General features: G+C 58.6%; 24 protein-coding genes and 1 pseudogene. 10 read left to right on the plus strand and 15 right to left on the minus strand.

Features of this window, described 5'->3' with window-relative positions:
* Positions 1-42: 42 nt before the first annotated feature.
* The 8 genes from C5Y44_RS11795 to C5Y44_RS11830 all read right to left on the minus strand — a co-directional run bounded on the left by C5Y44_RS11795 (position 43) and on the right by C5Y44_RS11830 (position 6374).
* On the minus strand, positions 43-903 hold the full coding sequence (locus tag C5Y44_RS11795; RefSeq protein WP_105325110.1) for a prenyltransferase: 861 nt from the start codon (positions 901-903) through the stop codon (positions 43-45).
* Positions 900-1193, minus strand: a complete 294-nt coding sequence (locus C5Y44_RS11800; protein WP_105325111.1) for a lycopene cyclase domain-containing protein — start codon at positions 1191-1193, stop codon at positions 900-902. The genes C5Y44_RS11795 and C5Y44_RS11800 overlap by 4 nt, the downstream gene beginning before the upstream one ends.
* Positions 1190-1513, minus strand: a complete 324-nt coding sequence (locus C5Y44_RS11805; protein ID WP_105325112.1) for a lycopene cyclase domain-containing protein — start codon at positions 1511-1513, stop codon at positions 1190-1192. The genes C5Y44_RS11800 and C5Y44_RS11805 overlap by 4 nt, the downstream gene beginning before the upstream one ends.
* Positions 1510-2397, minus strand: coding sequence for a polyprenyl synthetase family protein (locus C5Y44_RS11810; RefSeq protein WP_105325113.1), 888 nt, complete (start codon positions 2395-2397; stop codon positions 1510-1512). Before C5Y44_RS11810 ends, C5Y44_RS11805 begins: the two co-directional genes overlap by 4 nt.
* The gene (locus C5Y44_RS11815) at positions 2394-3212 is read right to left on the minus strand and encodes a glycosyltransferase family 2 protein (protein WP_369831090.1); all 819 of its coding nucleotides are present in this window, start codon (positions 3210-3212) and stop codon (positions 2394-2396) included. The genes C5Y44_RS11810 and C5Y44_RS11815 overlap by 4 nt, the downstream gene beginning before the upstream one ends.
* The gene (gene crtI / locus C5Y44_RS11820) at positions 3196-4668 is read right to left on the minus strand and encodes a phytoene desaturase family protein (RefSeq protein ID WP_105325114.1); all 1473 of its coding nucleotides are present in this window, start codon (positions 4666-4668) and stop codon (positions 3196-3198) included. The genes C5Y44_RS11815 and crtI overlap by 17 nt, the downstream gene beginning before the upstream one ends.
* On the minus strand, positions 4665-5510 hold the full coding sequence (locus tag C5Y44_RS11825) for a phytoene/squalene synthase family protein (protein WP_105325115.1): 846 nt from the start codon (positions 5508-5510) through the stop codon (positions 4665-4667). The genes crtI and C5Y44_RS11825 overlap by 4 nt, the downstream gene beginning before the upstream one ends.
* Before the next feature lie 381 nt (positions 5511-5891).
* Positions 5892-6374: a hypothetical protein gene (locus C5Y44_RS11830; protein ID WP_233189967.1), complete on the minus strand. Its 483-nt coding sequence runs from the start codon at positions 6372-6374 to the stop codon at positions 5892-5894.
* A 907-nt stretch (positions 6375-7281) separates the two neighbouring features.
* Here C5Y44_RS11830 and C5Y44_RS13625 point away from each other — a divergent pair.
* The 6 genes from C5Y44_RS13625 to C5Y44_RS11865 all read left to right on the plus strand — a co-directional run bounded on the left by C5Y44_RS13625 (position 7282) and on the right by C5Y44_RS11865 (position 13603).
* Positions 7282-7587, plus strand: coding sequence for a helix-turn-helix domain-containing protein (locus C5Y44_RS13625; protein WP_105325136.1), 306 nt, complete (start codon positions 7282-7284; stop codon positions 7585-7587).
* Between the two features lie 2 nt (positions 7588-7589).
* Entirely contained in the window at positions 7590-8945 is a 1356-nt protein-coding gene (locus C5Y44_RS11840) for a hypothetical protein (RefSeq protein ID WP_105325117.1), read from the plus strand.
* Positions 8946-9039: 94 nt separating this feature from the next.
* Positions 9040-10116, plus strand: a complete 1077-nt coding sequence (locus C5Y44_RS13515) for a hypothetical protein (protein ID WP_233189968.1) — start codon at positions 9040-9042, stop codon at positions 10114-10116.
* Positions 10113-10811 carry a hypothetical protein gene (locus tag C5Y44_RS11855; protein WP_105325118.1) on the plus strand — a complete coding sequence of 233 codons (699 nt, stop codon included), beginning with the start codon at positions 10113-10115 and terminating at the stop codon, positions 10809-10811. Before C5Y44_RS13515 ends, C5Y44_RS11855 begins: the two co-directional genes overlap by 4 nt.
* 103 nt (positions 10812-10914) lie before the next feature.
* Positions 10915-11232, plus strand: a complete 318-nt coding sequence (locus tag C5Y44_RS11860; protein WP_105325119.1) for a hypothetical protein — start codon at positions 10915-10917, stop codon at positions 11230-11232.
* A 412-nt stretch (positions 11233-11644) separates the two neighbouring features.
* The gene (locus tag C5Y44_RS11865) at positions 11645-13603 is read left to right on the plus strand and encodes a hypothetical protein (protein ID WP_146108499.1); all 1959 of its coding nucleotides are present in this window, start codon (positions 11645-11647) and stop codon (positions 13601-13603) included.
* A 610-nt stretch (positions 13604-14213) separates the two neighbouring features.
* Here the strand turns inward: C5Y44_RS11865 and C5Y44_RS11870 are convergent.
* The gene (locus C5Y44_RS11870) at positions 14214-15143 is read right to left on the minus strand and encodes an S-4TM family putative pore-forming effector (protein WP_105325121.1); all 930 of its coding nucleotides are present in this window, start codon (positions 15141-15143) and stop codon (positions 14214-14216) included.
* A gap of 9 nt (positions 15144-15152) precedes the next feature.
* The gene (locus tag C5Y44_RS11875; protein ID WP_105325122.1) at positions 15153-15977 is read right to left on the minus strand and encodes a nucleotidyltransferase; all 825 of its coding nucleotides are present in this window, start codon (positions 15975-15977) and stop codon (positions 15153-15155) included.
* Positions 15978-16416: 439 nt separating this feature from the next.
* Here C5Y44_RS11875 and C5Y44_RS11880 point away from each other — a divergent pair, with 439 nt between their 5' ends.
* Entirely contained in the window at positions 16417-17004 is a 588-nt protein-coding gene (locus C5Y44_RS11880) for a recombinase family protein (protein ID WP_105325123.1), read from the plus strand.
* On the opposite strand, the gene C5Y44_RS11885 is transcribed toward C5Y44_RS11880, so the two are convergent.
* The 5 genes from C5Y44_RS11885 to C5Y44_RS11905 all read right to left on the minus strand — a co-directional run bounded on the left by C5Y44_RS11885 (position 17005) and on the right by C5Y44_RS11905 (position 22044).
* Positions 17005-18195 carry a hypothetical protein gene (locus C5Y44_RS11885; RefSeq protein WP_105325124.1) on the minus strand — a complete coding sequence of 397 codons (1191 nt, stop codon included), beginning with the start codon at positions 18193-18195 and terminating at the stop codon, positions 17005-17007. It abuts the gene before it with no gap.
* 187 nt (positions 18196-18382) lie between these two features.
* Positions 18383-19024, minus strand: a complete 642-nt coding sequence (locus C5Y44_RS11890; RefSeq protein ID WP_105325125.1) for a vitamin K epoxide reductase family protein — start codon at positions 19022-19024, stop codon at positions 18383-18385.
* The gene (locus tag C5Y44_RS11895) at positions 19017-19664 is read right to left on the minus strand and encodes a thioredoxin domain-containing protein (protein ID WP_199186049.1); all 648 of its coding nucleotides are present in this window, start codon (positions 19662-19664) and stop codon (positions 19017-19019) included. Before C5Y44_RS11895 ends, C5Y44_RS11890 begins: the two co-directional genes overlap by 8 nt.
* Before the next feature lie 50 nt (positions 19665-19714).
* Positions 19715-21682 (minus strand): heavy metal translocating P-type ATPase, encoded by a 1968-nt coding sequence (locus tag C5Y44_RS11900; RefSeq protein ID WP_369831091.1) that lies wholly within the window; start codon positions 21680-21682, stop codon positions 19715-19717.
* On the minus strand, positions 21679-22044 hold the full coding sequence (locus C5Y44_RS11905; RefSeq protein ID WP_105325139.1) for a helix-turn-helix transcriptional regulator: 366 nt from the start codon (positions 22042-22044) through the stop codon (positions 21679-21681). The genes C5Y44_RS11900 and C5Y44_RS11905 overlap by 4 nt, the downstream gene beginning before the upstream one ends.
* Positions 22045-22141: 97 nt before the next feature.
* Here C5Y44_RS11905 and C5Y44_RS13330 point away from each other — a divergent pair, with 97 nt between their 5' ends.
* The 3 genes and pseudogenes from C5Y44_RS13330 (at position 22142) to C5Y44_RS11915 (ending at position 24688) form a co-directional block, all read left to right on the plus strand.
* Complete coding sequence (locus tag C5Y44_RS13330) at positions 22142-22240, plus strand: helix-turn-helix domain-containing protein (RefSeq protein WP_158255484.1); 99 nt, start codon at positions 22142-22144, stop codon at positions 22238-22240.
* A 46-nt stretch (positions 22241-22286) separates the two neighbouring features.
* Positions 22287-23243 (plus strand): Fic family protein, encoded by a 957-nt coding sequence (locus C5Y44_RS11910; RefSeq protein WP_105325126.1) that lies wholly within the window; start codon positions 22287-22289, stop codon positions 23241-23243.
* 240 nt (positions 23244-23483) lie between these two features.
* Positions 23484-24688 (plus strand): annotated as a pseudogene (locus tag C5Y44_RS11915) (IS110 family transposase).
* The last annotated feature ends 313 nt before the right edge of the window (positions 24689-25001 follow it).

The raw sequence follows: 25001 nt of genomic DNA on the forward strand, positions 1-25001 counted from the left end.
CGTGAGGAAGCACAAAGGGATAATTTCTTGATGCTCAGCAATCTATAAGAATACCCAAGCGAGCGAAATAGTAACCGCCGCTCCGGAGAGGTAATTAAGCAATAAAAACATTCGCCATGAGGAATTGGCTTGTTCGCAAGTTTCGTCAGTAATACTCCAGTAACGAACCGTGATGAGCACGTAGCCAAGGGAAAACAGCGCTACAATTTGGCTCGGAAACGGAAGAAAAAACAGCAGGATTGTGGTTAAAAGATAAAGAGCTGCTGATGCTCTGGTTGTCCAACGCGCTCCAAGGACGGTCGCGACAGAGGATAACCCTGCCTCTCGATCAGCTTTGACATCTTGTACCGCGCCGAATGCGTGACTAGCAACACCCCAAATGAAAAAAGCTACTAGGCCAAGGACAAACCAACTATTAGTGTCTCCAACCGTGATGGTAGAGCCAACTAGCGCTGGTCCGGTGAAGTGTGCTGATGACGTAACAGAATCTAGGATCGGTCTTTCCTTAAACCGCAAGCGGGGGGCGGAATAAGCAATCACTGAGAATATTGTTAACGCGAGCCACAACGCGGATGCTGCAGTGCCGTTCCAGAAAAGATAGGCGAGAAACGGAACTGTTGTCAGTATTGAAGCCCACAGCAGTGGAGCATGCATTTGCTTGGGTAGGACTGCTCCTTCTATACCTCCTTTTCGTGGGTTTCGGATATCTGATTCGTAATCGAATACATCATTAATTCCGTAGAGCGCTATGTTGTACGGAATAAGAAAAAATACGGTGCCAAGGATAAGGATCGAATCAACTTTTCCACCGCTAAGTAGATAAGCAGCTGCGAATGGAAAAGCCGTATTAACCCAGCTAATAGGGCGAGAAGCAGCTAAGATACCAGGAATCAGGGTAGTCATTTGCGCCCTCCTGCGTGCGGCCAGAGTGCGGAGATCACGAGTACAACGAAAAGTGGGTAAAAGAAATCCTCGATGGGCACTAGCCCTATTTTGAGTCCCAGGTTTTGCGAGCTTCCATATTCAATTAGTTGAGCGTGAATCATTAAATTGTCAAAAATGGCCGTCAAAACCAAGAGGACAGCAGCGGAAATTAGCGTGACTAGAACTTGATTACCGGAAAGTTTGCGATTCCGCGCCCAAATCAGTGCAGCCAGCCCTAAGAACGGGATACTTATTAGCAAATAAGTCATTTCGATTGAATCCTCTCCACGAGTCCGCGGACCCCTGAAACGAGATTAATCGTTAAGTATGTAAGGAAAAAGAGGAAAAATGGTTCCTCGATCGGTAATTCGGGAGCAATCTCGATTCCGGTCATATACGGGGAGCTACCGCGGGAAAAGGTGCCAGTTACGATCCCGGAAATATCCCAGATTATGAAGGCAATGACCATCGACAAGCAAAGCAAAGATGCACGCTTAAAATCTCGAAAGAATGCTAGGTTCCAGCGCCAATCACATAGGACCATGCAGCAGATTAAGACTATTAAAATCGATAAATATAGAAGGGTCATGCTGTCGCTCTATTCACAATAGACTCGATCCACAATGCGACTTCGGTCAGCCCAATTGCAACTTCTGTGGGCAAGTCCGCGCGTTCGATGTGTTCGATTGCAGATCGTATGTGGTTTCGAGTTTCATCGGCAACTTGGGGAACAGTTTGAATTGATGCAAGGGTGGCTCGATTGACGGCAGAGTCCAATGCAACGCCGGCGATGTCATTGGCCGCCTGGAACGCTGCACCCAGTTCTCGGGCAATCGGCACTGTTGGTCTTGGATCTCTACCCGCGGCCAACGAACCCAGATGCAATGGGCATGCAAAGCTGTAATCAGAAGTCTTCAATGCGTTTGCCCGTCGAATGCTATCGGGGTCGGGATCAAGCTGATTTCCATTTTCGATATCTAGAATTTCTCCTCGAACGGTTATTTCAGAGGAATGTGCTAATCGATTCATCGCTGATCGCACTAGGGAATCGCTGAGTTGGGAATTGCTAAGCAATTGGAATGAGCTGATGATCCCTAAATCCCCGGCGAGAAGTGCAAGAGAACTGCCTAAATGATTGTTATCGAATTTCACAGCGAAATCTTTGTGAAGCGTTGGGGAGCCTCGGCGGGTGGAATCCCTGTCAATGAAATCATCATGAATCAAGAAAGCGCCGTGCACTAGATCAACACACGCACCAAACACGGTGGCGGCTTCCCGCGCCGTTCCTTCGACACGCCCTGCTGCTATGTGCACCAGCCGTGCCCTGAGATGTTTTCCGGACATTGTGTAACGAGATAGCCCAGAAACAGCTTGCTCAACCATTGGGGAGGTTGCATCTGCGTGCGTTCGAAGATGCCGTGAGAGGAGCGACAGGGATTCACTCACGCGGTTGTCAATCCAGTTGCGGTTCATGAATTTTTCCGTTCCTGTAGTCGGCGGTGCGGCGGACTCGTCTTCCAGTTCACGAAGATTGTGTGAAATCCGCGATGAAACCTTGTGAAGAGTTGTCTAAGCCCGAAGAGCGGACGTGGATCTGTGTCCAAACTTAGATCGTCCTGAAGCCAGATGGTTTCGTTCGCTCGAACCGCAAAGGATATGTGCATATCGTCGTGTACAAGGGGATCGGACAAATCGAGGTGTGAGCGCACCTCGTGCCACCAACTTGTAAGAATTGAGCAGTTGGTCCCGAATAAGGGGACGTGACCTAAGGTTGAACCTACGGCTTTTTGATAGGCCCTTAAGTAGATCCGGCTAATTAGATCCCCCTTCCAGCCCGGAAGTTCGAATCTTGCAGAGCCGGTAATACCTATGACCGACTTCCCAGAGGCTAGTTCTGCTAAGGTCCAAGCTCGATGAACCTGCTCAATGAAGTCACTTGGAATGATTACATCTGCATCGGTTCGAAGAATTACATCAGAACGCGCTGCATCGAATCCTGCGGCTGTTGCACGGAGGACACTTGGCTGGCTTTCGTAGATAATCCGGGCACCATATTTTTTAGCGACCTCCTGAGTCTTGTCTGTGGAGGCATTATCCACGACAATAATCTCATTAGGAGCTAGAGTTTGCAGGCCCAAACTTTCGAGAGTTCTCTCCAGTAATGCTCCGTCATTTCTGCACGGGATAACGACGCTAATAGTTCGGGACACGTCTGAAGTTGGCTGGCTAGAAGTTTCTGGGGCGGTGGTTTCTCTCCCTGAGTGGCAGTTTTTAGAGATCATCATCATCAAGCCGCTCTAAAACGTTTTCTGCAGAAATTAAACAAAGCGGTATCCCAACTCCGGGAACAGTTGTTGCCCCAGCGTAATAAAGACGTTCTACCTTCTTGGACTTGTTTCTCCCTCGGAAAAATGCTGACTGTTTCAAAGAATGGCCAGGCCCAATAGAGCCCCCAGACCAAGCATTGTAGTCTGCTGCGAAATCTGCGGGCCCAATCTCATTCCTAGCAACAATTCGTGCTTGGAGATCATCGATTCCTGCGCGCAACGCTAACAGCTCGAGAGCCGAATCTGACACTTCTTTAACCTTATCGAAACTGGAATCGGCTGCGACAGGAATCAGTAGAAAAAGGTTCTCACAGCCTGTCGGTGCGACCTCAGGATCGGTTGCAGAAGGCTTGCAAACATAAATAGATCGTGACCAGTCGCCCTTGTCTGAAATCGCATCGAAATCTTTTATCCAATCGTCGCTGAAGAACAAATTGTGATGTGCGAGTTCAGGGAGCAAGCCACGGATACCTAACATCACAAGAACTGTGCCAATTCCTGGATCTCGGCGACTGAACCAATCAGCTGGATAAGTCCTGAATTCTTCAGGCAGCAACTGAGTTTCAGTATGGTGCAAGTCTGCACAGCTAACAACGACATCGGCGTGGATGTATTCGCCGTCGACTACTACACCAGTGGCTTGACCGTTTTCGACCGTAATATTTGTAACTTGGGATGAAAAACGGAACTCAACTCCTTCCTTGACTGCTAAGCGGTGGAGCGACTGAATAACGGCGTGGAAACCACCCATCGGGTATCCAACGCCCAGCGTAAGGTCAGTGTGGCTCATAAGGTGGTAGAGCGCAGGAACTTTATCAGGCCGAGAAGATAAGAATACTGCTGGGTAAGACAATATTTGGCGAAGCCTTATGTCTTTGAAACGCCTATTTACATAGTTTTCTAGCGGGGTTAGTAGCAAAGTCGCTAAAAGTGAAAAGTTGGATAGTATTTTGCGCTGCAGGAATACGGAAAATTTAGAGAAAGTGGTGTACAGAAAATTGTCGAATGCCGTGTTATATGCAAACTCTGCACTGGCTAGATATTTTTCCAGCTCTAGTCCGGCACCAGGTTCAATTGATTCGAAAAGCTCCACGACATTTTGCTTTCCAGCAGGAACGTCGATAGGCGAATATCGCTCGGGAAAGACCCGATATGCGGGATTAGAAAGCGGAACAATCGTTAGCTCTTCATCGACTGAGGTGCCCATCTGGGAAAAATATCGTTCAAAAGCATCGGGCATTAGGTACCATGATGGCCCGGTGTCCCACCTGAAACCCGCTTCTACGAGACTCCCAGCGCGACCGCCGAAATCTTGGTTCTTTTCTAAGACAGTCACCCGGTACCCTTTACGCGCCAGTAAACCGGCCGTTGCAAGTCCTGCAGCTCCAGCTCCAATGATTATCGCGGTGTTAGTCATTGCTTCCTTCTTAAAGCTGTGCCGGCGGCTTGAATTGAAATAGCGAGCTTCTTGGCACCAGAAACTCGTATACGCTCGCGAGTTGGCCCGGATTGGGCCAACCGACTTGTCAATTCTTCGAAAATCCCGGTGGCGGCTAAGACGCCAGCTCGAGCAGTCAACGGCAAGGAGGGAATGACTTCTTTTGCCAACTTCAAGTCCATCTCTATTTCTTTGATTATCTTTGATCGCTCAGAATCTGGTGGGAAATACTCCCGACCGAGCATTTCAGCGTCTTCATTTTGGTCTCTTAGAAAGTTAATCTTTTGAAATGCAGCGCCCAGGCTCTTGGCGCCAGCTTGTAGCCGCTGTTTTTCAGAAGCACTGGTTGGGTGATCGGTGAGGAAGATATCAAGGCACAACAGGCCAATCACTTCGGCAGAGCCGTAAACATAGTCTTTCAAACTGGCGTCGTCGTGCTGTTTGATATCGAGATCGCTTCTCATTGAGGTGAAGAATGCTTCTAAGTGCTCATCTTCTAACTCGCACCTTCGAGCGGTATTGGAGAACGCTTGAAGGATAGGGTCAGTATGGAACCGTTCACGGCTAGCCGAACGCACCTGTTGTTCGTATTCGTCGAGTAATGCGGGGGGATTGCCGCCAGCCAAAAGTGCTGTGCCGTCCACGATTTCGTCTGCAATTCTTACAACTGCATAAAGATTTCTAATGTCCGTTCTCGTGGGCTCTGAAAGTAACCGAGTCGCTAGTGCGAAGCTAGATGAATACCGAGCAATGATTTGGTTTGCGGCCCGCGAGGCGCTTTCGTTGTAAACCTTGATAATGGTGTTTGTCGAACTCGGCATTGGGTGCCTCTCGTCGGCTGGGGCGATGTAGACACTTTAGATTGTGTCATCCTACAGACGCCCAGCGGTTGTTGTTTGGGGAGCGAAAATGTTTTGTAGCTCTTGGATAATATACAAGAACGCAGCTATCATTCCTCGGAATGAAAGCTGCGTTCTTGTCAACCTTTGTTTGGCGCGTTGTGCCAACTATGTGCCAAATTACTTTGGGGTGGCTGACGGGGCTCGAACCCGCGACACCCAGGGACATGAGTTTGTTCCGTTTGCCGCTCATGCCGCCGCCCAATTCCCTCTGTTGTTGCAGTTAGATGGGCTATTCGCGGGAGGGTCATTTACGATGAACTACGACGCTCTGCGACCGATTACGCGTAACATAAGCGTAGGTTAAAGCGTAACTGAGCGTAGGACGGCCTCAATGTTTTCCCGGTCTGTGTAGTACTGCTCGGTATGGCCGAAGATAGTCGCCCTCGTGGCGGGGTCTATCTTGTCGGCGTACACCCCATGCAGTGTGGCGCGCCATGAGTGGCTGCGCAGGTCGGCCAACAGGGCGACGTCGGTGGCCTCGGCAACCTGGCGGTAGAGCTCCGGAACGACGTCATCAGCGTTCGTCGGATTCCACGGCTTGGTGGTGGAGGAGGGGGACCCGATCACGTAGTGGTCATCATCCTCCCGGTGCGAGCGGAGATAATCGGCCACGTCCTCGCGCAGGATAGGGATGTGTCTGCCCTTCTCCTTACCCTTGCGGCCCTTGACGATGTCTCTTGTGGCATCGATGAGCAGGTGGTCCCCGTGTTCAATGACGTGCTTCCATTGCACGTTGTTGGCTTCACTGATGCGCAGGCCGGTTACGGCCTGCAGGAGGGTCATCCTGACTACTCGGCCGTGAACTGCCCGCGTGCTCTTCCTGATGTTCTTGTGTTTGGACGGGATAAGCAGCGGGCTCACGTCTCGGGTCAGCAGATGCTCCACCACAGTGTCCCATTCGGTTCTGGTGAGCGTACGTCGGCCCCGAGACCCCTTCCCCCCCGGGGACCTCGAGGTCAAGACTCACACCACTGAGCGGGTTCCCGTCGAGGAGGCCGTCACGGATGAGCTGGGTGATCAGGTACTTGGACAGCACGGTGCGTGCCGACGATACCGACCCTGTCTTCTTCTGTGCGATAGCCTGCAGTGACTTCTCCAGGACACGGAACCGAGTGCCGTCGTGGATGGAGTAACCCTTAAGTTCGTGGCGTACCAGCTTCAGTGACGCTAGATAACGGCTGCGGCTCAACTCTTTGAGTGTGCTCGCGTTCTCGATGCTTGGCTGCACGACCTGGTCGAGGTAGTCGGTCAAGGGTGATGACGGGGCCCAGGCGCCGCCGCTTGTGGTGAGGAGGTCTGCAGCCTTGGTGCGCGCCCTGGCCCGGGCCTCGCCCTTGGTTCTGCCCTGTGATCTGCGGCGGAGAAGTTTTCCCCCGTGGGTGCGCACGCTCCAATCGAGGACGTAGGCGCCCTCGTCCGTCTTCCGCGGGTTAACACGGTCGATGCTGTGGGTGCCCGGTAAAAGCTTGGTTTTGGCCGCTGCAGTCATAGGAATCGATTATTCCATGAAGCAGGTAGAAGCGTTGTTGACGCGTAGATTGTCGTATATAATCGTAGGCATCAGCACGAGATGCTGACCACCCGTCTGGGGCAACAGGGTTGGACTCCTGCCAGACGAGAGATGAGTTCCAATCTCACGGTATATGTGCGGCCGCCTGCGCGTGATGACCCCGGGGGAAAACGACAGGCGATGTGGGCGCTCACGGCCCCGGACAACCGTGATAGCAGGTGGACGATCCCCGGCAGGGGCCACGCGAAAAGTGCAGGTGGAAATTCGATCAAAGGATTTCCTGTGCGCTTTTCGCATACTATTTCGTCGCCTGTAACTGATACCGCAGGCGCTGCTGCCCATCTGGGGCTTTCTCCTCGTACGCTCGAAAAGTGGCGCACGCAGGGGAGGGGCCCCCGCTACAGCCGCCCCGGCCGTCGCATTGTTTACCGCGTAGCGGACCTGAATCACTTTCTCGAGGCGACTGCCGTGGGCGGTGGTCGTTAATTATGGCTGAATGGGAAAACCTCGCCGTGCTGGAACACGGCGAGGCTGAGGGTGAAGCTGCTTCGACCACTAGTTTAGCACTGGTTGAAGGTGAGTACGACAGCATCGTCGCTGATGTTGACGGCACCGCCTGGGTCCCTCAGATGGTTGATGTGGCTGCAGACCACCGATCCCGGACCCCCTCGTGGTTTGCCGTCCTGACCCGCCGCGTGGCTCGAGGCGCCGACATCGGCGATCTCGACAGCGACGCCGGAGAAGTGGGCTCGAGTGCGGGCACGTCAGGGGAAAAAACTGGGCACATCTTAGAAACGTGCCCACCTGTTAATTCGAACAACGACCATATTCCCGCTGGTCAAACTATTCGAACAGTTTCAGGCCATAATCCCCTATGGGAGAGGGGAATGGCTTGGCCTGAAGGGGCAAGCCATCGCGCCGGCCGCGACGGCGTCAGCCGGCGCCTGAAGGGGGTGGGGGGACCTGCTGCTGCCCCGATCGACTTCAGTTCGCTGCCCACTGTTGAGGCTATGGGTACGGGTCGTCGCACCTGGGTCATCGGGTTCGACACTGAGTTCACCAACGAGCCGGATGGCACCCGCACCATCGACAGCTACCAGTTCAGCACTCTTGACCCTGAAGACACGACTCAGCGCGTTGATGTTGTGATCTTGCCGTTGCAGGGGCAGCGCATCTTCGTCGAGGACGCGCTGTATCTCGTGGTTCGGGAGGCTGGTCTCTGGGCTGTTTCCAAGAATCCTGAAGCCATGACCGACAAGGGCGTGGCACGCCGTCACTTCAGGCAGGACGATGACGACTACAAGAAGGTCATGGATGCGCTGTACAGCAGCTTCGCCATCCAGTTGACGTTGGCGTGTCACTACGGAAACGCTGACTTGACCGCCTTCGCCCAGCCGACTCCCCGGAAGAACGGCTCCGAGAAATACGCCGACATCATGCGGCACGTCACTAGTGCCAGCGGTGGTCTGGTGAGCCTGCGGCCGGTGCGCATCACCCGCTCTGACGGTCGGGGGCGGTGGTGGGTGCCGATGAGTGTCACGGTGCGTGACACCATGGGGCACGCACCGCCGGGGTCTAAAGGCTTAGATGTTCTCGGGGAGAGCTGCGGTATTCCCAAGATCGAGGTTTCTGAAGGTCGTAAGAAGTTCATGACGGGCTTTCGTCATGACCGTCTGGTCGAATTCCTCGAATACGGGGTCAATGACGCACTGATCGTGGTGGAGTACTTGGCACGGATCTGGGGTGACAACGTTTTGCCGCCGGTGACCTTTATCCGGTGGTGGTGCGAGCGCCATGCGTGCGGGCGTCATGAAGTACTGGTCGTCGCATGGGCTTCTCACTGACTCGACTGCATCCTTTCGTGCACGCTTTCAGGGGCTTTACAAGGCTAAGGACTCCGAGGTCGAGGTCGATTCCGCTGAGGGACTGTCGTACTACATGGTTCATGAAATGGTGCCTGTCGATGGGGACGCGACCGTCATGCACGCAGCGTGTGCGAAGGCGTTCCACGGCGGTCTGAATACGTGTCCGCAGCCTGGGTACTACGCGTTCCGGACCTACGACCTCGATCTGCAGTCGGCCTACCCGACGGCCATGGCCAGCATCATCGATATCGACTACGAAGCCGGGTGTGTCCATGACGTCATCAAGGATCGCGCTTTGTCGGAAGATGATTTTGCGTTGGGCTACGTGACCCCGCTGGTCGCGTTCGTCTCATGGGACTTCCCTGAGGAGGTAGAACCGACGATTCCCGTGGTAGTAGACGGGTCGATCGTCTACCCACGGACTTCCCAGGGGTGTGGTGCTGCTCAGGGGGACGGGATGAACGGTTCCTACAGCGGTGTTCACGGAGCATGGGCTGCGGGACCGGAGATTCTTCTCGCCTTGAAGCTGGGCGCAACCGTGCATTGCCAGATGGGCTACCTCGGGCGTGTGCTGACCGTCGATGCCGAGAGCGAGGCTGATGACGATGTGGAGCAGATCCCTTCCCGGTCAATGCGGTCAGCGGTTCAGATGATGGTTAAGGACCGGGCTACTGCGAAGCGGGTCTACGGCAAGAAGAGTATCCAGGAACTGGTCATCAAGATTGCCACCAACTCGTGTTATGGGAAGCTGGCGCAGGATTTGGATCCGCAGAACGCCTGGCAGAGTTTCGTCCAGGAGATGAATGACATCGGGGGGTCGGCGGTGACTAGTCCGTACCATGCCATGATGATTACCTCGCTGGTGCGGGCGATGCTGCTGGCGGTCATGAATGACCTTCGTGGCCGGGTCTACTCAGTGACCACGGACGGATGCATTGCCGACGTCGATGCTGACGTTATCGAGGCTATGGATTTCCACGGCCTTTCTGAGCTTTTCCAGGACGCGCGTACGGCGCTGGTCGGTGATTCCACGGTCTGGGAGGTTAAGCACTCCCAGACTGATCTGGTCAACGTCACCACTCGTGGTAACTCCTCTATGCAGGAGGATGGCGTACTGGCCAAGGACGGGCTGAAAGCCCCAAAAGCGTGAAGCGCGACAGTCCTGACGAGCGGGCATGGTACCGCCGTCACGTGCTGTCGCGCACCGGAAAAGTAACCTACGGCTACACACGTTTTCCGAGTTTTCGGGAGTTATCGCACGCCACTGACCGGGTGGATTTCATGCCGGTCTATACCCAGATTGACCGGAGCCTGGACTACGACCTGAAGCGACAGCCCGTGTGGTCGTCGATGACCGCGGAGACGGTGCCATTCGAGGGTGAGCAGTATGAGTTTGCCTCGTTCGCCACCACGGCATGGGACACGGTGGGTGATTACACCCGGGCCAAGGAGAAGGCTCGACACATTGCCGCCAATCGTCCGGGGACCACAGGGGATGACCGCCCCACAGGGTGTCTGCGCACCATCAAGCAATGGCGGACCCTGCAGCGTCGAATCGGCCACGACGGTGAGCGACGCGTGCGCACCGACGACAGTGCCACGCTGACCGAGTTGGTCGCCGGCCACAAGGAAGGTTTGTGGTCATTGCCGGTACTGGCCTCGAAGCAGCCTGTGACTGACAAACTCACGTGGTTGTCGAGTCTCGGATACGGAGATTTTACCCGTGCTCAGTGGGAGCACATGAGCAAGCGGGATCGGCGGGCCCGGGTGCTCAAGAGCGCCGACATCGACGTGATCAAGTGCGTGGTCGAAGACGTGCTGGATGCGGCTGGTGAGGCTGCATGATCTCGCTTCCAAGCCTTGGGCGGCCACGGTCCCCACCGGCGGGCTGCACGCCACCTGCCCAGGAATATAACTCGCAACAACCCCCAAAAGGACACCAAACACTATGGCTACCGCCACCGAAATTCAGGCCCAGATCGACGCCGAGAAGCAGGCCCACGCCCGTCGCCTGGCCGAACTGGAACAGAAGAAGCTCGGCGCTGAACACAACGAGTTGACCGAGCTGATCACCGCCCACGCCCGCACCCTGCCCGCCGACGAGGTCGAGGCCCTGGAACTGGCCCAGATCCGCCACGATGTGACCCGCCTCAAGGCTGACATTAAGGCCGCGAGGAAGCTCGCGACGAGGGTGTCTGAGGCTGGGAATCCAGGTCAGAACTGGGTCAGTTCTGGACCGGAAACCGGGTCGGAACTGACCCAGTAAACCAGTCAGCGCGGCCCCGCGGCCACGCGGTGACGGCCCCCTGCAGATCATCTTCAGGAGGTCGTTGTCATGGCTGCGGACATGCCACCGGGACGGTGGCGATGATGGTGACCCCGGCGGTGCGAGAGCCGCAGCAACGACGGGATCACCATCTGCCCGGACCGACACAAACCGAGCGAGCGAGGGCTTGTGCTGGTCCTGGCCAGCCCCCGGCAGGGCGCCCGACAAACCGACGTAGGAGTGTTTGTCTTTAGGGCGCTAAAGACAATCACGTTCCTGGGGTAGGATGTGTGGGGAGGGGCGCAGCAGAGGCTCCCCACACATCCGAGGGGCCCCAGGAACGCGATTGTCGTCAGGGGTGGTGGCGAGCTGATCGCTTCGACCGTGCACAGGTGAGGTACGAACCGAAGCCGTGTCTAACGATCACGATGCCACCACCCCGGACAGCCGCCGGAAGGAACACAACGTGACAGACAAAGGCAGGGCGGCAGTCAACGTACGACACTTTCGCCACGGCGACGGACACGCCAAAGGCAAGTCCGGCACCACGGGCGACCGCCAGCGTCTGCTGGAGGAAATGATGCGCGAACTTGAAGAGAGGTGGGCGCAGCATCACGCGAAGAAAAACCCCAACATCGTATTGAGTGAAACCCACCTCAACGAAAGCTTCATGCTTGACCCAGACACCGGTGGGTGGAAAACCCCGAAGTGCGTCGAGGAGGTTGTCGCCTACGGTGATGACCGGGCCGCACGGGTGGGTCGGAAGATCGGAGCCACCTCATTTGAGACCACCACACTGGTGGTCCACCTACCTCGCACCCTGTGCATGGAGGTGCCGGAGTATTACCCGGTCTATGACGAGGACGGTCAGATCAAGCACGACAAGGACGGCAACGAGCTTCGTCGGTCGCGGTGGGTCGCCCGTGACCAAGCCGAGGCGAACCGGTACCTGATCCAGGCCACGGAGTGGCTCGCCGACAACGTGCTGCCCGGCGGACGGGAGGCCGTGCACGGGTTCAACGTTCAGCATGACGAATCGACCCCACACGTGCAGATCATGGCCGACACATTCGCCGAGCACCCCCACAAGCCCGGGGTGCTCCGGGTCGAGGCGTCACGGGCATGGGGGTCACACCGGGATGTGCGCTATCCTGAGGGGCATCCTCAGGCCGGCCAGCAGATGGGCGGTAATCAGAAGATGCGCATGTATCAGCAAGGCTTACGTCAGTACATGCACGGCTTGGGTTATGAGGTGGAGCTTAATGTGTCTGAACGAGCCCACGAGAGTCTGGACAAAGATCGCTATGCCGCCGAGGACAATGCGCGGCGGGCGTTGGAAGCCGACCAGCAGGCACTGGCGGCCGACCGTGAGAAGTACACGGCCGATGCCGCAGTGCTGGGTATGGCGCAACGGAACTTCGACAATGATGTCGCCCTGTTCAAGGCTGACATTGAGAAACTCCGGTTCGCCAGGGAGGAGGTGGACGTCGACATGAGCAACGTTCTCGCCTTCTCCGACAAGTTGGATGAGGTGAAAGAAGAGCTCGATGACCGCGAAAACGCCGTAACCGCTCGTGAAGAGACCGTGGAGACCCGGGAGAGGGCCGTGGAGGCCAAAGAAGCCTCACTGCCGGAGCTGAAGCGTAAAGCCCGTGAGGAAGGGCATGTGGCCGGCAAGGCTGAAGGCCTGCAGGCCGCCCAAGAAGCTGCCCAGGAGGCCGCGGCCAAGATCAAGGCCCAAGCGGCCACCGAGGCCCAGCGGGTGGCGCAGCAGGCTGCTGAGGCCGCCCAGCGGGTTCGCCACGACGCTGAGGCCGCGGCCGCGGAGAAGCGCGCACAGGCCGACCAGGCGGTGGCTGACGCCGCCGCCTACCGAGCTCGGGCTCAAGACGCTCTGGCCGAGGCCGAACAGAAACTCACCGCCGCGGCCGAGGAGGCGGCAATCATGCGCCAGGATGCCCAGAACGCCAAGGAAACCGCCCACGCCGACGGTTTCACACAGGGATTCCGGCAGGGCCAGGGCAAGTTCAACGAGTCCGTGGCCGATCTGCTGACCCGTGACGGCGGCGAGAAGCGCATCACCATGGAGCTGATCAAGGCCTTGTCGGGTGGGAGCCAGGACCGCATTGACCAGGGCCGCACGCAGGTGATGAGCAAGCTGCGCCGCGAGGCAGAGAGCACCCTGATGATCGGTACGCCGGTACGCCCCACGGAGCAGCAGATTCACGCGAAAACCCGACAGGCGGCCGCGACCCCGGTTACCGATCCCGAGCAGGTGCGACGGATTATGGCAGCCAGCCCTGCCACTGGGCGCGGCTCCAGCCACGGCCTGAGCAAGGGGAAGGACACGGGACCCCAGTTCGGCGGGTAAGCAGCAGGAGGCTCCACGGCGGTGTGGCGGGGTGGGAATACACGCATCCCCGCCACAGGCGCAGCGTTCGGGGGGATTGCTACGAGGGCGGGGATACGTCAGTGACCATATCTCCGACACTGAGGTCGCGCATTCCCGGGGCTTCGTCGTGTCTTACACGTGGGTGAAACGTAAGCTTTCGGTCGAATTACACGAACCTGCTCGCCAGGCATACAGAATGCCCTGCATCCGGTCACCCTCATGGCACGGTTGCAGGGCTGTGACTCCTTTGGTCGCGGCTACCTGAGCAGAGTCCTGGCGGAGTCGTCGACAGCCTGGAACACCGTCTCCCAGCTCTCCCGGATGACCTTGGCTGGAGTGTTGCCCAGTCGCCGTGCCGTGGCCAGGCGTTGCGGGGTGATCTCCATGGTGTCGACTCTCCTTCGTCGCGCTCGCCGGGCCGCTGAATCGTTGGGGTACACGGTGACACCGACCTCCGTTCATGATGATGAGTGGTCACTTCAGACTATCGCCCATCGGCGGTGAAGCACCCCACCCGAGGGAAGATCTCACCGGTCCACACCGCTTTGGTGGTGCGAACGATATCAGTAATCCCAGGGCACCCTCGTTATCACTCGTTCACCTGGCGAGCGCTCTTGCTTAACTGCACAGCAGCAGTTGACATCGCCACCTCACTCTTCTGACGGTGAAGCTTATAAATGAAATCGGGCACTGCGGGCGTATCGCGGCGAAGTTCAAACAGCGCTTCTTGCCAAATGCGCAAGTTCTCGCCGGTGATCCCGTCGTCCTTGTTTGCGATCTTGCTCTCAATCTCTTGGTAAAGCGCCTTACGGTCGCTGGTCGAACGCATAATTCCGATGATGTAATCAGTTACGTCGAGGAATGCGGGGAGCAGTGGAAGTACGACCCCGAGCAGAAATATCGCGAGCGTCAGACCCGTAACGATGCAGATTACGATGAGCGCCGCTACCCAAAGCGCAGCAACCGTCGCCCAGATGCCTCCCGTAATCTTCAGGAGGCGGTAGCTATAGGCAGCGTTCGAGCGCTGTGCGGTTGCAACCGCGACTTCCCCCAGATCATCCTTAGCGACCTCATACCAATTGAGCAGTTCCTCCTGCTTCGCAACGGTGACTAGCTCACTGTCTGGACCAGCCACGAGAGAAATGTCCTCCAGTGGAGGCAGCTTTGGGCGAGAAGTGCCCGCGGGCATGTCGTAGACATAGAGATCGAACTGTTCTTGCACGGCAGCCGCCTGTTCCGTGTTCTCCGTCTGAAGGTGCAGCAGCAGGGTGCGTCCGAGGAAGAGCCAGGCTCCCGCGATGCTTCCTATCATCACACTGCTCTGCGGGCAGATCACTGCGACTATGGGTGCAGCGAGGCCGATAATGAGCATCCCGCACCAGCGAAGTGCGACGCACCGCTTTGCGCGTGAGTACAGGCGCCTCTGGGCGATCAGGAGGCGCAAGGCAACAAGTTCATTCTGACGCCTCAGGAGGGTAGCTCCAGTTTTTGGTGGAGTGTAATTACCGGTAACAACCATCGCTGACCACTATCTATTGAAGAGCAACTTCAACTGCTCTATTGCTTGGGCGTGCTCCCCGGCCGACTCAAACTCTCGAGCCTTGCGTGCGCGTACAACGGCTGTGCCAAGTTTAGAGAGCGCTTCGGCTCGTTTCGCCTCTGAGGAGCATGCTCCGAACCGTGAACCTAGTCCGGTCGGATCGTTCATCGCCGCCAGGCTCGCGTTGTGCATTTTCTTGAGTGCAACGTGGAGGTCCCAGAACGCTAAGTATGCTGGTTCATCTGCCAGATGTTGGGCGGCCCGCATCTCGAGGTAGCAAGAGGAGACTGGGACGCTGCGAAGATACTTCCAGATTTTCAGCTGACGAGCGAGTGTCTTTGCGCCACCGTTATGTTTTTTATTGACGCTGTTGACATATTCGTTGTGTTCTTCCGGATGGCTCTTCATCCAACCACCGGCGGGGTTCGGGATCCAATAACCACTACTGCTGATGTATCCGGGAACAACCTCAACCACCCCATCAGAGAATTCGCAGACGACAGCAGGTTGGCGGATAGCAATGTGAGTGCCCGGAAAGCGCTGCTGAAGCCCCTCTTTGACTTTGATCAGGGTTGTCCACGGCGATGATGGCCTGTCGCCTTTGAGAGAGACAAGATAGTCGGCGTCGCTAAAGGTCCAGATGCCCGTGCCGTGCCGCAAAGAACCGATCTCAGACATTCGGTAGATGCCGATGGTGTCATTCAAGCGCGCCTCGATCGAGGAACGGTGACTCTTAGCCGCATCGAACTGCGTGGAGGTGGGGGTGTAGAGACTGGTGAGGTTGTTTAGCCAAGTTCCTGCGGTCTCACTCATTGCGAAAGTCTCCAAACACTCTTTTTGCTCGATACATACTCGTCATGCACACCGCACTCCTCACCTGCCCGTATAGCATCCTCGAGAATCGATGCGCGGAGTGAAAACTTAATGATACCGCTTCGCCCTACTAAGCCGACTCGGTTCTGCTGAGGGCTCACATTTTGGTCCGGGCAAGGCAGGGGCCACCTCCGGCGCTGGCAACCACGCCACTGAGCATTAACAAGGGGTTGCTATTTGCTGTAGGAGCGTCCCTGAACATAACTCAAGTGACGCTAACCATTTTCACATCTCTTAATGAAGGGCCTGTAAATGCCAGGAGGGAGTGAGGGGCTGTTTGGGTATACCCCAGAGCAACAGGTGAGACGAGTCCCAAAACCCCTGTTGCGGTAAGTCCAAAAACAGTATTTCTCAACACACCTGTGCAACACTCTTAAACATGGTGCAACACACTTCGTGCCCCGGCGGCCTCCTGATCGGCTACTGCCGCGTCTCCACCATCGACCAGAACCTGGACCGCCAACTCGAGACCATCGGAGAAGTCGACCGCGTCTTCACCGATCACGCCTCCGGCAAAACCGGCGCACCCCGTCAGGGACTCGAGGACTGCATCGACTACCTCCGCGACGGCGACGAGCTCCGGGTCGCCTCGATGGACCGACTCGCCCGCTCCCTGATCGACCTCCGCCAGCTAGTCGACCGGATCCTCGCCAAGGGCGCGTCCGTGAACTTCATCAAGGAACGAGCCATCTACCGCCCCGACGCCACCGACCCACGGGATCAGCTGACCCTCAACCTCCTCGGGTCGTTCGCCGAGTTCGAGCGCTCCTTGATTCGTGAGCGCCAGGCCGAGGGTATCGCTCTGGCCAAGGCCGCCGGCAAGTACAAGGGGAGAGCGAAAAAGCTCACCGACGAGGACCTCCAGGAGATTCGAGAGAAGATCGCCGCTGGTGTGCCTAAGGCCAAGCTCGCCCGCGAATACAACGTCAACCGCACCACGCTTTACCGCGCACTCGAACGAGGGTAATTAATCGAGTCCGAAGTTCCCCAGTTTCTTGTTGAGGTCCAACAGATACACCAGTTCATGTTTCTTCTTGGCCGCTCTCGCCTCGACTGCTTCCCTCGCCCCAGCAGCTGCAATCCGCAATGAAGCCGCCATCGCCGCGGCTGCGGTAGGGAGGAGGTCGACAACGCTGCTCAGGCTGGTGAGGGTGACTGCGATGGTCGGAATGCCGTACCCCTCAGTGGCTAGGCGGAGACCAGTTTCTTTGGCGATCCGGGAGCCCTTCACTGTTTTCCGTAGATCCACAAGAGTAGGACGCACTTCGTCTCGCCATAGCTCTTCAATGTCACTGGGCAGCGTGTCATCGAGGGCGGAGGACTGAAGCTCAGCAGCTAGAGCCTTCACCGAAGCCCGGTACTTAGCGCGGCCGTCCGCGAGCTCCTCCCGCGCTTCGAGGACGGACGACATGGGAGCGTCAGGGAAAACCGGCAACCACTCCACCAACCCGGTTCCGGTCGCTGCCCGACGAGACCGGTCCCTTCCCACCGGTGAAAACTTCTCCCGCAGGGAATCGTCCTCCCGAACTATCGACGTGGTGAGCTGATCAAATAAGACCGTACCGCTGGGATTGTCCAGAGCCTCGGCAATCCGGTGTCGAAACCCTGCCACCTGCTGATCGACAGGGTCCTCTAGCTGCTTACCCGTGTCGAGAAGGCGGACATCCCCGGTGTCCAGGGCCAGTTCAAGTTCGGGTGCTTCCGCCCCGCCAAAAGTCTCTTCGACATCCCGGAGTATCTCCTGGATGGCCGGCCGCCACAGCCTTTCGCCTTCCACACGCTCCGGGTCCATCGCCGAGCGTTTCCCCAGGCTGCGCATCATCTGGCGAAAGACCGGCAACGGCACCGCAGATTCTTCCACTCCCAGACGCTGCAATGCCTCTGGCGGAAGATCCGCGACTGTTTCCCACACATCGTCTGGATCTAATCCACGCAGAGGGGCAAACGTCCACAGCAAAGACGCGGCAGGCGCGATCAGGTCAACCCGATCGGCATACAACAACGAGCTCCGAACAAGGCGGAGTTCGTTGTGCAAGGCAACCGCACCACTAGCACTTCGACTGGTGGGAGCGGCCCCCACCGTGAGCGTAAAACCGCGGTCTAACCGCTGCTGTTTCCGGCGAGTATGGCGCGAGGGCCGACCTGGCTTCTTTCCCATGGAATCATTATCTCACCGGTAGCCCCCCACCCGTCCTCGCTTCGAAAACAACAGGGCCGCTTTGCTTGGTGCCATCTCGTCACGGGACGGCTACAGCCGAAAAGCGGCTAGAGCCTGTCCTGGGACCAGGATTTTCCAAGTAGCTCTGCTCGGAGTGTTCCACTTCTAGGGAAGCGAGATACCAGGTTCACACCAGGGTGGTCCAGTAGTCCCAGAACCGGTGGGCGATCAAGATGATGATGCCCAGGACCCAGACGGTGAGCACCACACCGTGATAACTGGTGAGAGTGTCAATGATCCTGCGGGCCCACTGCGGCCCCGCCTGACGGAACGGCTGGAGGTTAGCCAGGGTGGTGTACCAGAACAGCGGGATCGTCACCGCCCACACGACCATGCAGTACGGGCACAGGGCACCGATGACGTACAGGCTCTGGTAGATCAACCAGTGAACGAACACCACCGCGAAGGTGACCCCTGCCTGGGTGGCCACCCGGAACCAAGGGTGAAAACGTCCCCCGGCCAGGATCGCCGCCCCGATGACCGCGACCGCGGCGAACCCAGCGATCCCGATCACCGGGTTGGGGACACCGAACGCCTCGGCCTGTGGGGTGGTCATGACCGAGCCGCACGACAGGATGGGATTGATATTGCAGGTGGGGATGTAGTCGGGGTTGCCCAGCAGGGCGATTTTCTCGATCAACAACACGGTCGCCGCGATCAACCCGATCACTCCACCGACCAGCAGCAGGACCCCCAGCCGCCGACCGGCCACCGGGGCGGTCGGGGTGGCCGGGGCCGCCGTGTCAGAGCGGGTCTGGAGGTCAGTCATTGAGCACTGCCTCAACACTGGCGTGCAGATCATCGACGCTGGTGGGGTCCAGGCGCTGCCCGTCGAGGAAGAACGTCGGGGTGCCGGTCACGCCCACGGCCTGGGCGTCGCGCTGGCTTTGCTCGATCCGGGCCAGGGTGGCCGGGTCGTGGAAGTCGGCTTCGAAGCGGTCCATGTCGAGCCCGAGATCCGCGGCGTAGCCGAAGAAGGTCTCCTGCTGGGAGGTGGGCTGATGCCCCCACTCGTGGTCGGTTTCGAACAGGCGCTGGTACATCGCCTCGAACTGGCCCTGCTCACCGGCGGCCTCGGCGGCCAGGGCTGCATCGACGGAGTTGGCGTGCAACGGCATATGCCGCACCACGAAGCTGACCCGATCGCCGTACTCGGCCCGCAGGTCCTCGATGACGGGGTAGAGGGCGATGCAGCTTTCACACTCGAAGTCGAGGAACTCGACAAAGACCGTCTCCTCCCCCTCAGACAGCCGGGGGCTGTCCTCGCGGACCAGCAGTTCGGTCGGGGCCATCTCCCCGGTCAGGCCCTCCGGCTCGGGGGTCTCGGGGCCGGTAAAGGCCAGCAGGGCGACCAGGAGGATCGGGACGAGGGCGATCAGGGACAGCGAGAGGATCGCGTTTTTGCTCACGGCAGTGTTCTACTTTCAGAAAAATCGGACACGGTCAGATCAAAAGGGGGTCAGGGGTGCGACCCGGCGGGGCTGGGCACCGGCGTAGACAGTGTGCCAGTGGCCCGTGGGGTCGTGATAGTTGCGGTGCGGGCGGCGCGCAGGCCGTTGGCGATGACAATGACCTCGGCGACCTCGTGGACCAGCACGACAGCCGCCAGACCCAGCACGCCGGTGATCGCCAACGGGAGGAGGACGATGATGATCGCCAGCGACAAGGCGATGTTCTGGTTGATAATGGCCCGTCCCCGGCGGGCATGGTGCAGGGCCCGGGGGATCAGGCGCAGGTCATCGCCGGTAAAGGCCACATCCGCGGATTCGATGGCAGCATCCGAGCCCTTGGCCCCCATGGCGATGCCGATATCGGCCCGTGCCAGGGCGGGGGCGTCGTTGATGCCGTCACCGATCATCGCCACCGGACCCCGACCGGCCAGCCCCGCCACCGCCTGAGCCTTGTCCTCCGGGTGCAGCTGCGCCCGCACATCCTCAATACCGGCCTCGTGGGCCAGGGCGGTGGCGGTACGCCGGTTGTCACCGGTAAGCATGGTGATCCCCACCTCCTCGGCCGTCAGGGACGCGATGACCTCGGCCGCTTCGGGACGCAGTTCATCGCGTACCCCGATCGCCCCCACCGGCTGATGGTCGCGGTGGACGACGACGACGGTCATGCCCTGGTTTTCCAGGTTCTCGACCTCACCGGCCAGGGAGCCGGGGGTCAGCCAACGGGGGCTGCCGACCGCGAGCTGTGCCCCGTCGATGAGCCCGGTCATCCCCTGACCGGCGACCTCATCGACCTGCTGGGCGGACGGAACATGATCGGCGGCGGCGGTAATCGCCGCGGCCAACGGGTGGGTGGAGTGGGCCTCCAGCGCGCCCGCCCACCCGAGGATCTCTGCCCGGCTGGCGTCCTCGGTGGTCAGGACGGCCGTGACGGTGGGCTGGTTGCGGGTCAAGGTGCCCGTCTTATCGAGTGCCAGGTGGCGGATGCCGCCGAGGCGTTCAAACGCCGCCCCGGATTTGATGACCACACCGAATTTACTGGCCGCCCCAATCGCCGAGACCACCGTGACCGGCACCGAGATCGCCAACGCGCACGGCGAGGCCGCAACCAGCACCACCAGGGCACGTTCAATCCACACCCCCGGGTCCCCGACCAGGGAACCGACCACGGCCACCAGCACCGCCAGGACGAGCACCCCGGGTACCAGGGGGCGGGCCAGGCGGTCGGCGATCCGCGCCCGCTGCCCCTTATCGTTTTGGGCCTGCTCAACCAGGGCGACGACCGTGGTCAGGGAGTTGTCCGTGCCGGCGGCGGTTGCCTCGACCTCGAGGGTGCCGGAGGTGTTGATCGATCCGGCCAACACCGCATCCCCGGGGCCGACTTCCACGGGGATGGATTCCCCGGTGATCGCCGAGGTGTCTAGGCTGCTGCGCCCGGAGCGGACCACCCCGTCGGTAGCCAAACGCTCACCGGCGGACAGGCGCAGCACATCACCGGTGACGAGCTCCTCGACCGGCACCGTACGGGTGGCCCCGTGCGCGGTAATGATGGTCGCGGTTGAGGGAATCAGGGCCAGCAGGGCTCGCAGGCCCGAACGGGCCTTATCCATCGCCTTGTCCTCCAGGGCCTCGGCAATGGAATAGAGGAAGGCCAGGGCGGCGGCTTCCTCGATGAAACCGAGCACCACCGCGCCGATGGCGCTGATCGTCATCAACAACCCGATACCGAGCTTGCCCTTGGTGAACAACCCCTTGAGGGCCCCGGGGACGAACTGGGAGGCACCCAACAGCAGCGCCACCCAGAACAGCACGAGGGCTACTGCGTCGGATCCGGGGATAAACCACTCGAGGATCAGCCCAATGAGCAGGGCCGCACCGGAGGCCATCGGGATGAGGATGGACCTGTCCTGCCACCAGGGGCGGGACTCCTCGTGGTCGGTCATCGGCTCGGCCGGTTCACAGCCGCACGCGGAGCTCACTGCCGGTCACCTCCTTCTGTGTCGCAGCAGCCCTCAACCGAACACTGCGGGGCCAGGCAGGGGACATTCTCATCGACGGCCAGGGTGGTCTCCACCAGGGCGGTCAGCGCCCGGGCCAGGTGGGCATCGGCCATCTCATAACGGGTGCGCCGGCCCTCGGGCTCGGCGACGACGATCCCGCACCCGCGCAGACACGCCAGGTGGTTGGAGACATTCGTCCGCGATAGATCCAGGTCGCGGGCCAGCTGGGCCGGATACCCCGGTCCCTCCAGCAGGGACAGCAGAATCCGGGAGCGGGTGGGATCGGCCATGGCCCGGCCCAATCGGTTCATCACATCAACACGGGAAGCTATAGTCAGCATGTACTGACCATACATCACATGATGACCAGTGGATGGGGGTCCCCACCCGAGGCTCCTCCGTGTGGGTGAGCAAACGTGCAGACCACTTCTGACACCTGTGCAAACGTCCTTTGATGCCGACACCAAGGCCAAGCTCGCCCGCGAGTACAACGTCAACCGCACCACCCTCTACCGCGCACTAGAACGAGAAGACTGACCGCTCGACTAACCCTGCCCCCGCGTAAAACCACCGGAAGGAAATCATGCCCAACCCCCGCAAGCACCCCGCACTGTCAAAGCGTCAGCAACATCGGCTCGACAACATTGTGGCCTCAGCCCACATCGAGGACGCCGATCTTGACCAGGACGCGGTTAGCCGAATGACCCGCGTGATGGCCGGGGTCACGACCGCTGACCAAGCTCGGGCGGACGTGCTGCGAAAGTATGGGCTGAAAATGAGTCAGGATGATGCAGGAGAGCCGTCATGGGAACGCACGCACCGACAGCGGTGGGATGACTACCTCTATCCCGACACTGGCGTGCTGCGCAACAAATTCGACCTCACCGACCCGTCCTGGTCGCGTGTCGAGGCCGAGCTGGTCTCACTGCGAGAAGTCGATCTTCCCGAGTTCGGGTTCGACGCCGGCCACCTTGCCGACGAGCTCCGCCAGATCCACCACACGATCTTTCAGGACTGCTACGAGTGGGCCGGTGAGTGGCGCGACGTGGACATCAGCAAAGAGCATCCGGTGCTCGCTGACTCCGCGGTGACCTTCACATCATGGGAGGCCATCGAGGACAATCTTGACGTGATCCAAAGCCGCATGGAAGCAACGCCGTGGGACGACCTCGGCACGATCGAGAAGATCAAGGCACTGGCCAAGGTTCACGCTCAGCTCAACGCTGTCCACCCATTGCGGGAGGGCAACGGGCGCACGACGCGGGCGTACATGGAAACGCTCGCCGCTCGTCATGACATCGAGCTGGATTGGACCGATGCAAAGCACGGTCTCCATCTCGCCAGTGCCGCGTCGATGATGCACGAGTCAGGTTTGTCTTTTGAGCCGTGGATCACGCTCTATGGCCAGATTGCTCAGCAGGCGACGTGGGACTCACAGCCGATCCCTGACATTGATGATCTGCTGGCCCGCATGGGAGTTATTGACCTGGAGGCACACCGGCAGGCAACCGGCGAGCGCAGCGAGCGCCCGTTACTTTGATGGTATCCCCGATAATGGGGATAGTCGCTGGGCCCGGTATGGCTTATTGCCCCTGTAGTTACAATGATCCGGGGGGTGTTGCCCCCGGGACTCCAGGACAACCGTTGACTGCTAATAGGGACACGGCCAAGCAACTTGTCTTAGGTCTCTTTGTAACGTGGGTGCCAGCACCGGATGTCAAGACACCAGCGACGTAGTTTGACCCGTCACTGTTGCTACGACATTCAAGGAGGCCGGAACATGACCACCGGCACCGTCGACGTCTACATCGGATTAGACGTCGGCAAAACTAATCATCACGCCTGCGCCATGCTGGAAACAGGCGAAATCATCTACGACAAACCCCTGCCCCAGGACGAAAACCAACTCCGGAAAGTCTTCACCGAACTCCAGACCCATGGCACCGTCCTGGTGGTTGTCGATCAACCCAACACCATCGGTGCCTTGCCCATCGCAGTGGCCAGAGATGCCGGCTGTCTGGTGGGTTCCTGCCCGGATTAGCGATGCGCAAGGCCGCTGATCTTTATCCAGGGCGGTCTAAAACCGACCGTCGGGACGCCTTCATCATCGCCGATACCGCACGGACCATGCCACACACCCTGCGGGCAGTAGACCGGGATAACGAAATCCTGTCGGCGTTGAAGATGCTATCCGGATTCGATGATGACATCGCCAAGGATTGCACTCGCACGATTAACCGACTGCGCAGCGTGCTCACCCAGATCTACCCCAGCTTCGAACGAGCCCTGGCTGGCGACATCATCACCAGGCCCTTGGTCCTGGACATGCTCATCCACTACGGCGGACCGACGAAGATGAAGAAGGCCGGTTACCACCGGGTTTTAGCCTGGATGAGTAAACGCGCCAAGAAGGATCCCACCACACTCGTGGATGCGATCTTTGATGGTCTGAAAGCCCAGACCGTGACAGTGCCTGGCACGACAGCTGCGGAAATCGTCATCCCGCAGTTGGCTACCAACATCAAAGCCCTGCTGGAACAACGCAAGACCATCGCGGAACAAGTTGAGGAGCTACTCGAAGAATTCCCTCTTCACCAGGTCTTGATGTCCATGCCGGGAGTTGGCATCAAGACTGCAGCCAACATCCTCCTGGCCGTCGGTGATTGTTCTGACTTCCGGTCCGCCGGCCACCTGGCTGCCTATGCGGGAATCGCCCCGGTGACCCGAAGGTCCGGCACATCCATTCGAGGTGAATTCCCGGCTAGATCAGGTAACAAAAGACTCAAGAATGCGTTGTTCTACTCGGCATTCGCATCAATTCGGTTTCACGAGCCATCCAAGACCTACTACGAGCGAAAACGGGCCGAGGGTAAGCGACACAACGCTGCGGTGATGTGTTTGGCTAGACGCAGGTGCAATGTCATCTACGCCATGCTGACTAGAGCTGAGTTCTTTCGGGAAGTTCCAGCCAGAGTGGCCGCCTAGTCCAACTTCAGCACGATCAGCTGGTCGACGGTGACCATGTCGACCAGTCGATCAGTCATGCCCACCACGAGAATCACGAACTACCCCCGAAACACTTCAGTGAGTACAACGCTTGCCTCTTGACAAAAACATAGGGACACCCCCTAGGACACGTATAGGTAATGGTCAGAGCACTTTGACCTTGATCACTGCAGGGCCCTTCCAGATTTTATAACACCACCGCCCTTCGCCTTCCCGACGCACTGTGGGCCGCCCGCCAGGGATAAATATTCGAAGAGAGAGCTCTACAGAGGAAGCGGTGATCAGGAATAAA

Origin of the sequence: Corynebacterium sp. J010B-136 (assembly GCF_002967075.1) — a bacterium.
In the GTDB taxonomy this organism is placed as follows: Bacteria; Actinomycetota; Actinomycetes; order Mycobacteriales; family Mycobacteriaceae; genus Corynebacterium.

Coding starts and splice junctions, on each gene's coding strand:
- C5Y44_RS11825 (WP_105325115.1), bottom strand. CDS start 5,510: ATGCCGAGTTCGACAAACACCATTATCAAGGTTTACAACGAAAGCGCC.
- C5Y44_RS11860 (WP_105325119.1), top strand. CDS start 10,915: ATGGCTACCGCCACCGAAATTCAGGCCCAGATCGACGCCGAGAAGCAG.
- C5Y44_RS11795 (WP_105325110.1), bottom strand. CDS start 903: ATGACTACCCTGATTCCTGGTATCTTAGCTGCTTCTCGCCCTATTAGC.
- C5Y44_RS11805 (WP_105325112.1), bottom strand. CDS start 1,513: ATGACCCTTCTATATTTATCGATTTTAATAGTCTTAATCTGCTGCATG.
- C5Y44_RS11905 (WP_105325139.1), bottom strand. CDS start 22,044: ATGCTGACTATAGCTTCCCGTGTTGATGTGATGAACCGATTGGGCCGG.
- C5Y44_RS11840 (WP_105325117.1), top strand. CDS start 7,590: ATGGCTGAATGGGAAAACCTCGCCGTGCTGGAACACGGCGAGGCTGAG.
- C5Y44_RS11810 (WP_105325113.1), bottom strand. CDS start 2,397: ATGAACCGCAACTGGATTGACAACCGCGTGAGTGAATCCCTGTCGCTC.
- C5Y44_RS11875 (WP_105325122.1), bottom strand. CDS start 15,977: ATGAGTGAGACCGCAGGAACTTGGCTAAACAACCTCACCAGTCTCTAC.
- C5Y44_RS11880 (WP_105325123.1), top strand. CDS start 16,417: ATGGTGCAACACACTTCGTGCCCCGGCGGCCTCCTGATCGGCTACTGC.
- C5Y44_RS11800 (WP_105325111.1), bottom strand. CDS start 1,193: ATGACTTATTTGCTAATAAGTATCCCGTTCTTAGGGCTGGCTGCACTG.
- C5Y44_RS11885 (WP_105325124.1), bottom strand. CDS start 18,195: ATGGGAAAGAAGCCAGGTCGGCCCTCGCGCCATACTCGCCGGAAACAG.
- C5Y44_RS11830 (WP_233189967.1), bottom strand. CDS start 6,374: ATGACCCTCCTGCAGGCCGTAACCGGCCTGCGCATCAGTGAAGCCAAC.
- crtI (WP_105325114.1), bottom strand. CDS start 4,668: ATGACTAACACCGCGATAATCATTGGAGCTGGAGCTGCAGGACTTGCA.
- C5Y44_RS11890 (WP_105325125.1), bottom strand. CDS start 19,024: ATGACTGACCTCCAGACCCGCTCTGACACGGCGGCCCCGGCCACCCCG.
- C5Y44_RS13625 (WP_105325136.1), top strand. CDS start 7,282: ATGTGGGCGCTCACGGCCCCGGACAACCGTGATAGCAGGTGGACGATC.
- C5Y44_RS13515 (WP_233189968.1), top strand. CDS start 9,040: ATGGTTCATGAAATGGTGCCTGTCGATGGGGACGCGACCGTCATGCAC.
- C5Y44_RS11815 (WP_369831090.1), bottom strand. CDS start 3,212: ATGATGATGATCTCTAAAAACTGCCACTCAGGGAGAGAAACCACCGCC.
- C5Y44_RS11870 (WP_105325121.1), bottom strand. CDS start 15,143: ATGGTTGTTACCGGTAATTACACTCCACCAAAAACTGGAGCTACCCTC.
- C5Y44_RS11910 (WP_105325126.1), top strand. CDS start 22,287: ATGCCCAACCCCCGCAAGCACCCCGCACTGTCAAAGCGTCAGCAACAT.